Genomic DNA, 14,034 nt, shown 5'->3' on the forward strand with positions numbered 1-14,034 from the left:
AGGAGACGAGCATGAGCGACACGAGTCTGCGTCTGGTATGGGTCTACCCGGACCTGCTGAGCACCTACGGCGACCAGGGCAACGCCCTGGTGGTCGAGCGGCGTGCGCAGCAGCGGGGCCTGGAGGTGCAGCGCCAGGACGTCCGCTCCGACCAGCCGGTGCCCACCTCGGGGGACATCTACCTCATCGGCGGCGGCGAGGACCGGCCGCAGCGGCTGGCAGCGGAGCGGCTGCGCCGCGACGGCGGGCTGAACCGTGCCGTGGACAACGGGGCGATCGTCTTCTCGGTCTGCGCGGGCTATCAGATCATCGGCCACGAGTTCATCAACGACCTCGGGGCGCGGGAGCCCGGCCTGGGACTGCTGGACGTCACCTCCGGGCGCGGCGAGGCGGACCGCTGCGTGGGAGACGTCCTGGGGGACATCGACGAGCAGCTCGGGCTGCCGGAGCTGACCGGTTTCGAGAACCACCAGGGCGTCACGCACGTCGGTCCGGGAGCCCGTCCCTTCGCGCGGGTGCGTCTGGGCCAGGGCAACGGCACGGGCGACGGCACCGAGGGGGCCTGGCACGACACCGTCTTCGGCACGTACATGCACGGCCCGGTGCTGGCGAGGAACCCGCAGATCGCTGATCTGCTGATCAAGCTGGCGCTCGACGTGAACGCGCTGCCCCCGGTCGACGACCGGTGGTACGAGGCACTGCGCGGAGAGCGGATCGCCGCGGCGACCCAGCCCGTATGAGGCGTGCGAACCGGCGGTGGCGCCGGGCGGGCCTCCCCCGTGACCCCACCGCCGGGCCGTTGTCGGGACGGTCCTAGTCTGGTGCGGGCAGACCGGATGGAAACGGGAGCGTGAGGATGGATCACGGCGGACACGGCATGATGACGGAGCTGCCGCCGTTCACGCTGGGGCGTGCGTTGGAGTTCTCCTCCGATCCCTTCTTCCTCGTCTCCTGTGTGCTGGCCCTGCTGCTCTACGGCTGGGGGGTGCTGCGGCTGCGTCGCCGCGGCGACGCCTGGCCCGCCGGGCGGTCCGTCGGGTTCGTGCTGGGACTGTTCACGGTGCTGCTGGTGATGTGCACCGGACTGAACGACTACGGCATGGTGCTGTTCTCCGCCCACATGGTGCAGCACATGATCATCAGCATGCTCTCGCCGATTCTGCTGCTGCTGGGAGCGCCGGTGACGCTGGCGCTGCGGGCACTTCCGGCGGCAGGGCGCGGGCACCGCGGGCCGCGGGAGCTGCTGGTGGCGCTGCTGCACAGCCGGTACGTGCGGGTGGTCTCACATCCGGCGTTCACGATTCCGCTGTTCATCGCCAGTCTGTACGGTCTCTACTTCACTCCGCTGTTCGACGTGCTGATGTCGTCCCGGACGGGCCACGTGGCGATGATGGTGCACTTCCTCGCGGTGGGTCTGGTGTTCTTCTGGCCGATCATGGGAGTGGATCCGGGCCCGCACCGCCCCGGTTACGTGATGCGGATGCTGGAGTTGTTCGCGGGTATGCCGTTCCACGCGTTCTTCGGCATCGCCCTGATGATGGGCACCGCACCGATGGTCGCCACGTACGCCGACCCGCCGGACTCGCTGGGGGTGACGGCGCTCGCCGACCAGACGGCGGCGGGGGGCATCGCGTGGGCGTTCAGCGAGATCCCGTCGGTCCTTGTGCTCATCGCACTGGTGTTCCAGTGGTACTTCTCCGACCAGCGGCAGGCACGTGCGGGAGACCGCGCGGCCGACCGCAACGGCGAGCGGGAGCTCGCCGCGTACAACGCCTACCTGGCGTCGCTGCAGGCGCGCGGGCAGTAGCGCCGAGCGGCGAATCCGGTGACCATGGAGTCGTGAGCGCGGCCGCGTTTCCCCGGTGTCCGTCCGGGTGCGGGCCGCCGGAGGAGGTGCCGGGTGTCCAGTCCTGTGAAGACGATGTCGGTGGCCACCGTGGTGGCACTGGTCGTGGTCACCGCCTACACGGTGGCCCTGGGAAGCAGCGCCTGGCTGTGGTTCGCCTGGGTGGTCCTGGGGTTGGCCACCGTCGGAGTGATCTCGACGCGGAAGGGTTGAGCGGACCCCACCGCTGCCCTTGCCGGGCAGCAGCGGTTAGGGTGCTGCGGCACCTTGATCGACGGGGGAGGCCCGCGCGTGTTCTATCAGTTCTGCAAGTACGTGCTTCTGGGACCGTTGCTTCGGCTGCTGTTCCGGCCGCGCATCGAGGGACTCGAGCACGTTCCGGACGAGGGCCCCGCGATCGTCGCGGGGAACCACCTCTCCTTCTCCGACCACTTCGTGATGCCGACGATCCTGCGGCGGCGCATCACCTTCCTCGCGAAGGCGGAGTACTTCACGGGCCCCGGCCTGAAGGGCCGGCTCACGGCGGGCTTCTTCCGGAGCGTGGGCCAGATACCCGTGGACCGCTCCGGGCGCGGCGCGGGACAGGCGGCGGTGGAGGAGGGTGTCGGGGTGCTGCGGAAGGGGCAGCTCCTCGGCATCTACCCCGAGGGCACGCGCTCGCACGACGGCCGCCTCTACAAGGGCCGGGTCGGTGTGGCCTCGATGGCGCTGCGCGCGGGCGTGCCGGTGGTCCCGTGCGCGATGCTGGGGACGTTCGAGCTGCAGCCGCCGGGGCGCCGCCTGCCACGACTGGGGCGGGTGACGATCAGGTTCGGGGAGCCACTGGACTTCTCACGCTTCGCCGGCATGGAGGAGGAACGAGCGGTGCTGCGGGCCGTCACCGACGAAATCATGCACGCTGTACTGCAGCTCTCCGGTCAGGAGTACGTCGACATGTACGCGCCTGAGGCCAAGGCAGCGGCGCAGGCGGCGAAGAAGCGGAGCGGGGAGGCCGAAGCAGGCCGCTGACGGGCGGCGGGCGGGAGTGAAGTGGCGCGTGACGGGCACTCCGCGTGACATGGACACCCGCAACGAGACGGCTGTGGAGCGGGCCGACCGGAACTTCCTGGAGCTCCTCCAGGAGCTGCGTGTGATCCAGACCGGGGTGCAGATCCTGTTCGCCTTTCTGCTCACCCTCGCGTTCACGGCACGCTTCCCGGAGCTGGACGCCTTCCAACGGGCCACGTACATTGCGACACTCCTGCTGTCGGCGCTGGCGGCGGTGCTGTTCACCGCTCCGGCGGCGCTGCACCGCACCCTGTTCCGGCGGGGCGCGAAACGGCTGATCGTCGATGTGTCGTCGCGGTTCGCCGCCCTGGGCCTCGCAGTTCTCGCGCTCGCGCTGGCAGGTGCACTGCTGCTGGTGGTCGACGTGGTCCTGGGACGGGCGTTCGGGTTGGGTGTGGCGGGGGCGGCGCTCGGGGTGTGTCTGCTGGCCTGGGCCGTGCTGCCGTTGTCGCTGCGTCGTGCCAGGACGCCGGGGCGTCCCGGCGAGGCGGACGGACGGCGCGAGCAGGGACGCTGACGACGGGGCGGGGGCCGGGAGTCCTCACGCCTCCCGGGGCAGTACTCCCGCGGGGGCGCTGTCCACGAGTGTGGAGACGACCCGGTCGAGGTCCTGCGCGGTGAGGTCGGCGCGGGCCGTCAGGCGGAGCCGGGAGACTCCGTCGGGAACGGACGGCGGACGGAAGCATCCGACCGCGACACCGGCTGCGGCGCATTGGGCACGCCACGCGACCGCTGCTTCGGGACGGGGAGCGCGCACGGACACCACAGCCGCGTCGGGCCGGACGGAATCGAGTCCTGCCGCGGCCAGCCGCTGGTGGAGGCCGGACGCCGCCGCGCGGACGCGGGCGGCCCGGGACGGCTCCCGGCGCAACAGGCGCAGCGCTGCGAGTGCCCCGGCGGTGGCGGCGGGCGCGAGGCCCGTGTCGAAGATGAAGGTGCGGGCGGTGTTGAGCAGGTGGTCGATGACGCGTGCCGGCCCGAGGACGGCGCCGCCCTGGCCGGCGAGGGACTTGGACAGGGTGACGGTGGTGACGGTGTCGGGTGCTCCGGCGAGTCCGGCGGCGTGCGGGGCGCCGCGTCCGCCGTCGCCGAGTACGCCCAGACCGTGGGCGTCGTCGGTGAGGAGTGCGGCGCCGTGGGTGCGGCATGCGGCAGCGAGTGCGGGCAGCGGTGCGGCATCGCCATCCACGGAGAACACCGTGTCGGTGAGCACGACGGCGGGGCCGTCGTGTCCGGCGAGAGCCGTTCCCACGGCGTCGGGGGCCGCGTGGGGGACGACGCGGGTGGTGGCACGGGAAAGGCGGCAGCCGTCGATGAGGGAGGCGTGGTTGTAGGCGTCGGAGACCAGGAGGGTGTCGCTGTCGGTGAGGGCGGTGACGGCGGCCAGGTTGGCGGCGTAGCCGGAGGCGAAGACCAGCGCGGCTTCGTAGCCGCAGAAGTCGGCGAGTTCGGCTTCGAGTTCGCCGTGGAGGGTGGTGGATCCGGTGACCAGGCGGGAGCCGGTGGCGCCCGCGCCCCAGGTCCGGGCGGCGTCGGCGGCCGCGGCGGTGACATCGTCGTGGCGGGCGAGCCCCAGGTAGTCGTTGCCTGCCATGTCGAGCTGGGAGGATCGGGCCGGTCGCGGGGTGAGAGTGCGGGTCAGTCCGGAGCGTTCCCGTCGGCGGTGCGCGGTGTCGAGGCGACCGAAGGGATCCTGGGGCTGGCCGGGCATGGCGATGTCCTCGTCTTCGGGTGGCCGCCGCGGCGGCGCCGGGGTCGGCGGTCCGTCCACGCTAGTGCGCCGTGCCGCTGCACGGAGTGTGGCAATACCCACACCGTATTCAACCGATCTTGTGGGCTGTCTCCTTGGCCCGGACACCGGGTGTGGGCGAGTATCAGCGCCATGGACCTGCTGAACTCACTGGTGGACAAGGGCCTGCGTCGCGAGCTGCCGACGCGGGAAGAGGCGCTCGCCGTACTGGCGACGACGGACGAGCAGCTGCTCGACGTGGTGGCCGCCGCGGGCAAGGTGCGCCGACAGTGGTTCGGCCGCCGGGTGAAGCTCAACTATCTGGTGAACCTGAAGTCGGGGCTGTGTCCGGAGGACTGCTCGTACTGTTCGCAGCGGCTGGGTTCGAAGGCCGAGATCCTCAAGTACACGTGGCTGAAGCCGGACCAGGCCGCCGAAGCGGCGCGCGCCGGGGTCTCCGGGGGCGCCAAGCGGGTGTGCCTGGTGGCCAGCGGCCGGGGACCGACCGACAAGGACGTGGACCGGGTCTCCGAGACCATCTCCGCGATCAAGGAGCAGCACGGGGAGGTGGAGATCTGCGCCTGTCTGGGGTTGCTGTCCGAGGGGCAGGCCGACAGGCTGCAGGCCGCGGGGGCGGACGCGTACAACCACAACCTGAACACTTCCGAGGCGACGTACGGCGACATCTGCACGACGCACGACTACGCGGATCGTGTGGAGACCGTGCGGCAGGCGCAGCAGTCGGGCCTGTCCGCCTGCTCGGGGCTGATCGCGGGCATGGGCGAACGCGACGAGGACCTGGTGGACGTGGTGTTCGGGCTGCGGGAGCTCGACCCGGACTCGGTGCCGGTGAACTTCCTGATTCCGTTCGAGGGCACTCCGCTGGCGGCGGAGTGGAACCTGACGCCGCAGCGCTGCCTGCGGATCCTGGCGATGGTGCGGTTCGTGTGCCCGGACGTGGAGGTGCGCCTGGCGGGCGGCCGGGAGGTGCAGTTGCGGTCGATGCAACCGCTCGCGCTGCACCTTGCCAACTCCATCTTCCTCGGCGACTACCTGACAAGTGAGGGACAGGCGGGAACGGCGGACCTGGAGATGATCGCCGATGCGGGTTTCGAGGTCGAGGGTGCCGACACCACGACGCTGCCTGAGCACCGTTCCACCGAGGAGCTGGTGGCGGTGAGGCGCCGCGGTGCGGGTACGGAGCTGCCGCCCAATGCCTGAGCGGGACACGGCGTCGCTGCTCGCGCTGGACCGGCGGCACGTGTGGCATCCGTACGGGCCGATGCCGGGGCGGGAGGAGCCGCTGCTGGTGGAGTCGGCTTCGGGGGTGCGGCTGCGGCTGGCGGAGCCGGTCGAGGGCCGGCGGGAGCTGGTCGACGGCATGTCGTCGTGGTGGTCGGCGATCCACGGCTACAACCATCCGGTGCTGAATGCTGCCGCGACGGACCAGTTGGGGCGGATGAGCCATGTGATGTTCGGTGGGCTCACCCATGAGCCGGCGGTGCGGCTGAGCAAACGGTTGGCCGAGATCACTCCGGCGGGTTTGGAGCACGTGTTCCTCGCGGACTCCGGTTCGGTGTCGGTGGAGGTCGCGGTGAAGATGTGCCTGCAGTACCAGCGGTCGCGGGGGCGGCCGGAGAAGCAGCGCCTGCTGACCTGGCGAGGCGGTTACCACGGCGACACGTGGAATCCGATGTCCGTGTGCGATCCGGACGGGGGCATGCATCACCTGTGGTCGGGGGTGTTGCCCCGTCAGGTCTTCGCGGACGCGCCGCCGGCCGGGTTCGATGCCGAGCCGGATGCCGCGTACGTGCAGCAACTGCGCGATCTGGTCGCGGAGCACGCGCACGAGCTGGCGGCCGTGATCGTGGAGCCGGTGGTGCAGGGTGCGGGTGGGATGCGGTTCCACTCCCCCGCGTATCTGCGGGTGCTGCGGGAGGCGTGCGACGAGCACGACGTGCTGCTGGTGCTGGACGAGATCGCGACGGGCTTCGGCCGCACGGGCGCGCTGTTCGCCTCCGAGCACGCGGGCATCGGCCCGGACGTGCTGTGCGTGGGCAAGGCGCTGACGGGCGGTTACCTGACGATGGCGGCGACGCTGTGCACCGGGCGTGTCGCGGACGGGATCTCGAGGGGTGAGGTCCCGGTGCTGGCACACGGTCCGACGTTCATGGGCAACCCGCTGGCGGCCGCGGTCGCGGACGCGTCCGTGGGGCTTCTGCTGGAGCGGGACTGGGCTGCCGATGTCGGCCGGATCGAGGCGGGACTGCGCAGCGGCCTGTCGGCGGCGCGGCCCGTTCCGGGCGTCCGGGACGTGCGGGTGCTGGGTGCCGTCGGGGTGATCCAGTTGGACCGGCCGGTGGACACGGCTGCGGCCGGGCGCGCCGCGGTGCGGGAGGGGGTGTGGCTGCGCCCGTTCCGCGACACGGTGTACACGATGCCGCCCTACGTGACGGACGAGGAGGACGTGGCACGGATCTGCGCCGCGGCGTGCGCCGCTGCCGCGGCGTCGGCGGAGGCCTCCGGGGCGCGGGAGGCCGCGGAATGACGGTTCTGGTGGTCTCGGGCACGGGCACGGACGTGGGCAAGACCGTGACGACGGCGGCGGTGGCCGCGGTGGCGCTGGGGGCGGGCCGCTCGGTGGCGGTCGTGAAGCCGGCGCAGACCGGTGTCGCGGAGGGCGAGCCCGGTGACGTCGCGGAGGTGGTGCGGCTGGCGGGGGACTCCGTGCGGGTGGTGGAGTGCGCGCGCTATCCGGAGCCGTTGGCGCCGGCGACGGCTGCGCGGCGGGCCGGTATGCCGTGCGTGTCGCCTGCGGACGTCGCCGCAACGGTGGACGACCTGCACGGACAGCACGACCTGGTGCTGGTCGAGGGGGCCGGGGGGCTTCTGGTGCGGTTCGACGAGGAGGGGGCGACGCTGGCCGACGTGGCACGGCTGCTGGCGGCTCCGGTCCTGGTCGTCGCGGAGGCGGGTCTGGGAACGCTGAACGCGACGCAGCTGACGGCGGAGGCACTGCGGGTGCGGGATCTGGCGTGTACGGGCGTGGTGGTCGGTGCGTGGCCGCGCAATCCGGGACTGGACTGCCTGTGCAACCTGGAGGACCTGCCGGTGGTCGCGGACGCGCCGCTGGTGGGGGTGGTGCCGCAGGGTGCGGCCGCCGCGGAGCCGGGGGTGTTCCGTGCGGCGGCCGCCGCGTGGCTGGGTCCGGGGCTGGGTGGCGTGTGGGACGGAACACGACCGGGCTGAGGCGCTTCGGGCGGGGGTGGACGTGCCCCGGATGTCAGGGGCTCCAGGTCCGCAGTTCGTCGGCGATGGCTGTCACGTCGGTGTCGCCGTTCTTGACGAGGCGGGCCAGGTCCCTGATGCGTTCGGGGGACGTGGTCACGGACAGGCCGCTGGCGATCAGGTAGCCGTAGGCGACGGCGGATGCGAACAGTGCGTTGGTGCGTTCCAGTGCGGGAACGTGGAGCAGCAGTTGGAGCAGCGCGGCGGCCCTGTCGTGCGGCTCGGGGTAGACGGGGCGGTCGAATATGGTGGCCTCGTGGCGGCTGACTGCGGCGACGAGTGCGCCGTAGTCGGTGACACGGGGGTCTCCCGGCGCCTTCTCCTCCGCGATCATGAGGAGCCAGGCGAGGTCGATGCGTACGCTCACCTGCTGCCGGTGCCCTCGCTCTCGCTGGGACCGAACTCCTCGGCGAAGACTGCTTCGTAGCTCTTCATGAAGTCTGCGGCCGCGTCGACGAAGGTGTGCCCCACCTCGCCGGCGTCGCGCTGGACGAGTTCCTCGATGTAGCGGTTCATGCTCATGCCCCTCTGGAGCGCGCGTTCACGTGCTGTCTCCGCTGTCTCCTCGTCCACCCGGACGTTCAGCTGGGTTTTCGCCACATCATCACGCTAGCACTATGACGCTAGCGCGGCAAGGGCGGTCCGACCCGGCCGCTCCGCCCCGCACTCGGGGCCGGGGGGACGCGTATTTTGCGCACCCTTTACGATGGGTGGTCCACCGGACGCCCGTCCCGTGTCCCCTTCCCAGCGAAAGGTGTGAGCGTCCGCCCATGGACGAGCCTCCCAGTTGCCGTGACCGCCACGGCCACCGCGCGGACCGCGCGGCCATGGCCGATCATGGGGCGGAGGTGACGTCCGCATGGTGATCGAAGTGCTCCTGCTGCTGGTGGCGCTTCTGCTGGCACTGGCATGCGGCGCCTTCGTCGCCGCCGAGTTCTCGCTGACGACGGTGGAACGCAGCGAGCTGGAGAAGTCGGTGGAACGCGGGGACCGCGGTGCGCGGAGCGCGCTGCGTGCCGTCACGTCCCTCACCTTCCAGCTGTCCGGCGCGCAGCTCGGCATCACGGTGACGAATCTGGTGGTCGGCATGCTCGCCGAGCCGTCGATCGGTGCGCTGCTCGTGGGCCCCCTGGGGACAATCGGCGTGCCCGAGTCGGCCTCGTGGTCGGTGGCCCTGATCGTCGGGACGGCCCTGTCGACGCTGCTCATGATGGTGATCGGCGAGCTGGTCCCCAAGAACTGGGCGATCTCCCGGCCGCTGCCCGTGGCGCGGACCGTGGCGACACCGCAGCGCGTCTTCTCGGCAGCCTTCCGTCCCCTGATCCGGCATCTCAACAACACGGCGAACCGGACCCTGGTCCGGATGGGCCTGGAGCCGACGGAGGAACTGGCGACGGCCCGGTCGCCGGAGGAGCTGATGGCCCTCGCCCGGCACTCCGCCAAGGAGGGCGCGCTCGAGGCGGACACCGCCGACCTGTTCGTACGCACCCTGCACCTGGCCGAGCTGACCGCGGAGAATGTGATGACACCCCGGGTCCAGGTGACCGCGTTGGAGGTGCAGACCACCGCCGAGGACGTCGCCAACGCCACGCGCGCCACGGGCCTGTCACGGTTCCCGGTGTACCGGGGGACGCTGGACACCGTGGTCGGCATCGTGCGCATCAAGGACGTGCTGGCCGTTCCCGCGGCGGAGCGCCCACGCCTGCCGGTGACCGAGTTGCTCAGGGAACCGTTGCTGGTGCCCGAGTCGCTCACGGTGGACCGCTTGCTGGACCGCATGCCCGGCGGTGACCGGAGCATCGCGGTGGTCATCGACGAGTACGGCGGCACCGCCGGAGTCGTGACCCTGGAGGACATCGTCGAGGAGGTGGTGGGCGAGGTCCGCGACGAGCACGACCCGCACGAGACACCCGACCTGGTGCCGACCGGGGAGGACGCGGACGGGCGACGCCTGTTCGATGCGGACGGCGCGACGCGCACCGACCAGCTCGAACAGATCGGCCTGCGGGCTCCCGAAGGGCCGTACGAGACACTCGCGGGCCTGGTCGCCACCGAACTGGGACGCATCCCCTCCGAGGGCGACGTCGTGGAGGTCGCGGGATGGCGCCTGGAGGTGCGCGACGCGTCCGGCCGCCGGGCGGCGGGTGTGCGCCTCGCCGGGCCCCCGCCGCAGCAGGGGCCGGACGACGAGGAGGCATGGCAGTGATCGCGGTACAGCTGTTCATCGGATTCCTGACGCTGGTGGCCAACGCCTTCTTCGTCGGCGGCGAGTTCGCCATGATCTCGGTGCGGCGCAGCCAGATGGAACCGCGCGCCGAGGCCGGCGACCGCCGGGCGCGGCGGGTGATGTGGGGCCTGGAACACGTGTCGCAACTGCTGGCAGCCGCGCAGCTCGGCATCACGCTGTGCACCCTGGTGCTGGGCGTGGTGGCGGAGCCGGCGATCGCACACCTCCTGGAGCCGGTGTTCCACGCGGTCTCCGTGCCCGACGGCCTGATCCACCCGATCGCGTTCGCCATCGCGCTCGGTGCAGCCACGTACCTGCACATGCTGTTCGGCGAGATGGTGCCGAAGAACATGGCGCTCGCCGCCCCCGAGCGTGCGGCCCTCGCACTCGGACCTCCGCTGGTCGCACTGTCACGGGCGCTGCGCCCCGTCGTCTTCACCGTCAACGCCTTCGCCAACACCCTGCTGCGCCTGCTGCGCGTGGAGCCGAAGGACGAGGTGGAGTCGACGTTCTCCGACGACGAACTGGCACGGATGGTCGCGGACTCCAGCGAGGCCGGGCTGCTGGACGACCGCTCGACCGAGCGCCTCAGGGATGCTCTGGAGCTGGGAAGCCGGCCGGTCTCCCAGGTGGCCAGGCCGCTGGAGCGATTGGTGTCCGCCCCGCTGGGAGTGACGCCGGAGGAGTTGGAGCAGCTCTCCGCCACCTCGGGCTTCTCCCGGTTCCCCGTGGTCGACTCCGGCGGGAGGGCGACGGGCTACCTGCACGTGAAGGACGCGCTGGACGCGATGCCTCGCGACGAGGCGTTCCCCCGCAGCGCCTTGCGGCCCATCGCGCGTGTGCGGGGTTCCGTCCCCCTGGACGACGTCCTCGCGGCGATGCGCAGCAGCCGCACCCACCTGGCGGCGGTGATCGGCCCGGACGGCCGCGCGGCGGGTCTGGTCACCATGGAGGACGTCCTGCGGGAACTGGTGGGCAAACTCCCGGGCGGCTGAGGTGATTGACCGGGGCAACAGTATCCTGGGGCGACTATGGACGACACCGCCGCCGAGCCCCGGATCACCAGCTTCGTAGCCCTGGGCGACTCCTTCACCGAAGGCATGTCCGACGCCCTCCCGGACGGGAGTTTCCGCGGCTGGGCCGATCTGCTGGCCAACCGTCTCGCGGCACGCACGGACGGTTTCCGTTACGCGAACCTCGCCGTACGGGGCAAGCTGATCCAGCAGATCGCCGACGACCAGGTCGATGCCGCGGCCGCGCTGCGGCCCGACCTGGTCACCCTGGTCGGCGGACTCAACGACGTGCTGCGCCCCCGCTGCGACGTCGACCGGGTGTGCGCCGTGCTGAGCGACAGCGTGGAGCGCCTCGCGCCGCACTGCGGACGGCTGGTGCTGATGCGCAGCCCCGGCCGCCGCGGTCCCGGCCTGGAGCGGTGCAGACCCCGCATGGAACACCTCTTCTCCGTAATCGACGACCTCGCGGAACGGCACGGCGCCACGGTCGTCGACCTGTACGGGGCCCCGTCGCTGACGGACCCGCGGTTGTGGGCGGACGACCGGCTGCACCTGACCGACGCGGGCCACGCGCGGGTCGCCGAGGCAGTGTGGCAGCGGCTGGGTCTGCCGGCCGAGTCGGACTGGAAAGCACCCCTCCCCGACGAGGAACCCGCCGGCTGGCTGCCGCGGCGCCGCGCCGACCTGCGGTTCACCCGGGACCATCTGCTCCCCTGGATCGGACGTCGACTGACCGGCCGGTCCTCGGGCGACGGCCGCACGCCGAAGCGGCCCGACCTGGCCCCGCTGGCCTGCGAGGACACTCCGTAGAGGCCGCGGAGCCACCCCGTAGAATCCGCGGTGTGACAGACAAGCCCCGCATCCCGAACGTGCTGGCCGGCCGCTACGCCTCGACGGAGCTGGCCGTCCTGTGGTCCCCCGAGAACAAGATCACTCTGGAGCGGCAGCTGTGGCTGGCCGTCCTGCGCGCCCAGCAGGAACTGGGGGTGGAGGTGCCGGCCGGGGCCGTGGACGACTACGAGCGCGTCCTGGAGGACGTGGATCTGGAGTCCATCGCCGCACGGGAACGCGTCACCCGGCACGACGTCAAGGCACGCATCGAGGAGTTCAACGCGCTCGCGGGGCACGAGCAGGTGCACAAGGGCATGACGTCCCGCGACCTCACCGAGAACGTCGAGCAGCTCCAGGTACGACGGTCGCTCGAGGTCGTCCGCGACCGCACGGTGGCGCTGCTGGCACGGCTGGGGAGACTGGCGGCCGAGTACGCCGGGACGGTGATGGCGGGTCGCTCCCACAACGTCGCGGCGCAGGCCACCACGCTGGGGAAGCGTTTCGCGACAGCTGCCGACGAACTGCTCTCGGCATACGGGCGCCTCGAGGACCTGCTGGACCGCTACCCGCTTCGCGGCATCAAGGGCCCCGTGGGGACCGCTCAGGACATGCTCGACCTGCTGGGCGGCGACACGAAGAAGCTGGCCGAGCTGGAGACCCGGGTGGCAGGGCACCTGGGCTTCGCCCGTTCGCTCACCTCCGTGGGGCAGGTCTACCCCCGGTCGCTGGACCACGACGTGGTGTCGGCTCTGGTGCAGCTCGCCGCCGCGCCGTCGTCGCTGGCGAGGACGATTCGACTGATGGCCGGTCAGGAGCTGGTGACCGAGGGCTTCAAGGAGGGCCAGGTCGGTTCGTCCGCCATGCCGCACAAGATGAACACCCGCTCCTGCGAGCGCGTCAACGGACTCGCGGTGGTGCTCCGCGGCTACGCCTCCATGGCGAGCGAACTCGCCGGCGACCAGTGGAACGAGGGCGACGTCTCCTGCTCCGTGGTGCGGCGTGTGGCGCTGCCGGACGCGTTCTTCGCGTTCGACGGCCTGCTCGAGACGTTCCTGACGGTACTGGACGAATTCGGTGTCTTCCCCGCGGTCGTGGACCGCGAGCTGGACCGGTACCTGCCGTTCCTGGCGACCACGAAGGTCCTCATGGCGGCGGTGCGCGCGGGGGTCGGGCGGGAGACCGCCCACGAGGTGATCAAGGAGCACGCGGTCGGCTCCGCGCTGGCGATGCGTCAGGGTGCCGAGCGCAACGAGCTGCTGGAGCGGTTGGCCGCGGACGACCGCATCCCGCTGGACCGTTCCGCGCTGGAGGCGCTGATGGCCGACCGGCTGTCCTTCACCGGTGCGGCCGGGGAGCAGGTCGCCGAGGTGGTGGCACGCGTCCAGGACGTCACCGCACGGCATCCCGGGGCCGCGGCATACGCACCGGGGTCGATCCTCTGACGGCCGCCGAACCGCCCTTCCGCCCCTCTCCCGCTGATCTGGAGGCGGCGCGGGACCGGCAGGTGCCGGACATCCTCGCGAACGGCCTGCGGGTGCTGTTCTGCGGGATCAACCCCGGTCTGTGGTCGGCGGCGACCGGTCACCACTTCGCCCGGCCGGGGAACCGGTTCTGGCCGGTGCTGCACCGTTCCGGTTTCACCCCGCGGCAGCTGGCGCCGCACGAGGAGCGGGAACTCCTGGAGTACGGGCTGGGCATCACCAATCTGGTGGCCCGGGCGAGTGCACGCGCCGACGAGCTCACGCGGGCGGAGTACGTGGACGGCGGCCGGGTGCTGGAGCGCAAGGTCGCCAGGCACCGTCCGCGGTGGCTCGCCGTGGTGGGCGTGACGGCGTACCGGACCGCGTTCGGCGACCGTCGGGCCGCCGTCGGTCCGCAGGAGAGGACGATGGGAGACACGGGCGTCTGGGTGCTGCCCAATCCGAGCGGCCTCAACGCCCAGTGGCAGCCAGCGGCCATGGCGGAGGAGTTCGGGCGGCTGCGGCAGGCCGCCGAGGGCGGCGGAGCCCCGGGCGGCTGACCGAACGCCGGTCGCTCCGGGCCGGTGCAGGGG

Annotated in this window: 16 protein-coding genes; 13 read left to right on the forward strand and 3 right to left on the reverse strand. The window is 71.6% G+C overall.

Features of this window, described 5'->3' with window-relative positions:
- The first annotated feature begins 11 nt into the window (after window positions 1-11).
- The 5 genes from ACL06G_RS18520 to ACL06G_RS18540 all read left to right on the forward strand — a co-directional run bounded on the left by ACL06G_RS18520 (window position 12) and on the right by ACL06G_RS18540 (window position 3,410).
- Entirely contained in the window at window positions 12-740 is a 729-nt protein-coding gene (locus ACL06G_RS18520) for a type 1 glutamine amidotransferase (RefSeq protein WP_412787506.1), read from the forward strand.
- Window positions 741-856: 116 nt separating this feature from the next.
- Window positions 857-1,807: a cytochrome c oxidase assembly protein gene (locus ACL06G_RS18525; RefSeq protein ID WP_412787505.1), complete on the forward strand. Its 951-nt coding sequence runs from the start codon at window positions 857-859 to the stop codon at window positions 1,805-1,807.
- A gap of 93 nt (window positions 1,808-1,900) precedes the next feature.
- Window positions 1,901-2,059: a hypothetical protein gene (locus ACL06G_RS18530; RefSeq protein WP_412787533.1), complete on the forward strand. Its 159-nt coding sequence runs from the start codon at window positions 1,901-1,903 to the stop codon at window positions 2,057-2,059.
- Between the two features lie 78 nt (window positions 2,060-2,137).
- Window positions 2,138-2,854 (forward strand): lysophospholipid acyltransferase family protein, encoded by a 717-nt coding sequence (locus ACL06G_RS18535; protein ID WP_412787504.1) that lies wholly within the window; start codon window positions 2,138-2,140, stop codon window positions 2,852-2,854.
- A gap of 49 nt (window positions 2,855-2,903) precedes the next feature.
- The gene (locus ACL06G_RS18540) at window positions 2,904-3,410 is read left to right on the forward strand and encodes a DUF6328 family protein (RefSeq protein WP_412787503.1); all 507 of its coding nucleotides are present in this window, start codon (window positions 2,904-2,906) and stop codon (window positions 3,408-3,410) included.
- A gap of 24 nt (window positions 3,411-3,434) precedes the next feature.
- Here ACL06G_RS18540 and ACL06G_RS18545 read toward each other — a convergent pair whose 3' ends face one another.
- Window positions 3,435-4,604: an 8-amino-7-oxononanoate synthase gene (locus ACL06G_RS18545; RefSeq protein WP_412787502.1), complete on the reverse strand. Its 1,170-nt coding sequence runs from the start codon at window positions 4,602-4,604 to the stop codon at window positions 3,435-3,437.
- 171 nt (window positions 4,605-4,775) lie between these two features.
- Here ACL06G_RS18545 and bioB point away from each other — a divergent pair, with 171 nt between their 5' ends.
- The 3 genes from bioB to bioD are packed head-to-tail and all read left to right on the forward strand — an operon-like array spanning window position 4,776 to window position 7,871.
- Window positions 4,776-5,843, forward strand: coding sequence for a biotin synthase BioB (gene bioB, locus ACL06G_RS18550; RefSeq protein WP_412787501.1), 1,068 nt, complete (start codon window positions 4,776-4,778; stop codon window positions 5,841-5,843).
- Window positions 5,836-7,170 (forward strand): adenosylmethionine--8-amino-7-oxononanoate transaminase, encoded by a 1,335-nt coding sequence (locus tag ACL06G_RS18555; protein ID WP_412787500.1) that lies wholly within the window; start codon window positions 5,836-5,838, stop codon window positions 7,168-7,170. The genes bioB and ACL06G_RS18555 overlap by 8 nt, the downstream gene beginning before the upstream one ends.
- Complete coding sequence (gene bioD / locus ACL06G_RS18560; RefSeq protein ID WP_412836360.1) at window positions 7,167-7,871, forward strand: dethiobiotin synthase; 705 nt, start codon at window positions 7,167-7,169, stop codon at window positions 7,869-7,871. Before ACL06G_RS18555 ends, bioD begins: the two co-directional genes overlap by 4 nt.
- Before the next feature lie 34 nt (window positions 7,872-7,905).
- Here the strand turns inward: bioD and ACL06G_RS18565 are convergent, their stop codons facing one another.
- Complete coding sequence (locus ACL06G_RS18565) at window positions 7,906-8,277, reverse strand: fic family toxin-antitoxin system, toxin component (RefSeq protein WP_412787498.1); 372 nt, start codon at window positions 8,275-8,277, stop codon at window positions 7,906-7,908.
- On the reverse strand, window positions 8,274-8,510 hold the full coding sequence (locus tag ACL06G_RS18570; protein WP_412787497.1) for an antitoxin: 237 nt from the start codon (window positions 8,508-8,510) through the stop codon (window positions 8,274-8,276). The genes ACL06G_RS18565 and ACL06G_RS18570 overlap by 4 nt, the downstream gene beginning before the upstream one ends.
- 262 nt (window positions 8,511-8,772) lie before the next feature.
- Here ACL06G_RS18570 and ACL06G_RS18575 point away from each other — a divergent pair, with 262 nt between their 5' ends.
- From ACL06G_RS18575 to mug, 5 genes are all read left to right on the forward strand, one after another.
- Complete coding sequence (locus ACL06G_RS18575; protein WP_412787532.1) at window positions 8,773-10,116, forward strand: hemolysin family protein; 1,344 nt, start codon at window positions 8,773-8,775, stop codon at window positions 10,114-10,116.
- Window positions 10,113-11,132, forward strand: a complete 1,020-nt coding sequence (locus ACL06G_RS18580) for a hemolysin family protein (RefSeq protein WP_412787531.1) — start codon at window positions 10,113-10,115, stop codon at window positions 11,130-11,132. The genes ACL06G_RS18575 and ACL06G_RS18580 overlap by 4 nt, the downstream gene beginning before the upstream one ends.
- A gap of 36 nt (window positions 11,133-11,168) precedes the next feature.
- Window positions 11,169-11,960 carry an SGNH/GDSL hydrolase family protein gene (locus ACL06G_RS18585; RefSeq protein ID WP_412787496.1) on the forward strand — a complete coding sequence of 264 codons (792 nt, stop codon included), beginning with the start codon at window positions 11,169-11,171 and terminating at the stop codon, window positions 11,958-11,960.
- 32 nt (window positions 11,961-11,992) lie between these two features.
- Entirely contained in the window at window positions 11,993-13,423 is a 1,431-nt protein-coding gene (purB, locus tag ACL06G_RS18590; protein ID WP_412787495.1) for an adenylosuccinate lyase, read from the forward strand.
- 62 nt (window positions 13,424-13,485) lie between these two features.
- Window positions 13,486-14,001 carry a G/U mismatch-specific DNA glycosylase gene (gene mug, locus ACL06G_RS18595; RefSeq protein ID WP_412787494.1) on the forward strand — a complete coding sequence of 172 codons (516 nt, stop codon included), beginning with the start codon at window positions 13,486-13,488 and terminating at the stop codon, window positions 13,999-14,001.
- Window positions 14,002-14,034 lie beyond the last annotated feature (33 nt).

Source organism: Streptomyces callyspongiae (assembly GCF_047200695.1).
Lineage (GTDB): Bacteria > Actinomycetota > Actinomycetes > Streptomycetales > Streptomycetaceae > Streptomyces.

Excerpts from the sequence above, each read along its gene's own strand:
- ACL06G_RS18540 (WP_412787503.1), top strand. The coding sequence starts at position 2,904 with ATGGACACCCGCAACGAGACGGCTGTGGAGCGGGCCGACCGGAACTTC.
- bioB (WP_412787501.1), top strand. The coding sequence starts at position 4,776 with ATGGACCTGCTGAACTCACTGGTGGACAAGGGCCTGCGTCGCGAGCTG.
- ACL06G_RS18525 (WP_412787505.1), top strand. The coding sequence starts at position 857 with ATGGATCACGGCGGACACGGCATGATGACGGAGCTGCCGCCGTTCACG.
- ACL06G_RS18555 (WP_412787500.1), top strand. The coding sequence starts at position 5,836 with ATGCCTGAGCGGGACACGGCGTCGCTGCTCGCGCTGGACCGGCGGCAC.
- ACL06G_RS18520 (WP_412787506.1), top strand. The coding sequence starts at position 12 with ATGAGCGACACGAGTCTGCGTCTGGTATGGGTCTACCCGGACCTGCTG.
- bioD (WP_412836360.1), top strand. The coding sequence starts at position 7,167 with ATGACGGTTCTGGTGGTCTCGGGCACGGGCACGGACGTGGGCAAGACC.
- ACL06G_RS18585 (WP_412787496.1), top strand. The coding sequence starts at position 11,169 with ATGGACGACACCGCCGCCGAGCCCCGGATCACCAGCTTCGTAGCCCTG.
- ACL06G_RS18545 (WP_412787502.1), bottom strand. The coding sequence starts at position 4,604 with ATGCCCGGCCAGCCCCAGGATCCCTTCGGTCGCCTCGACACCGCGCAC.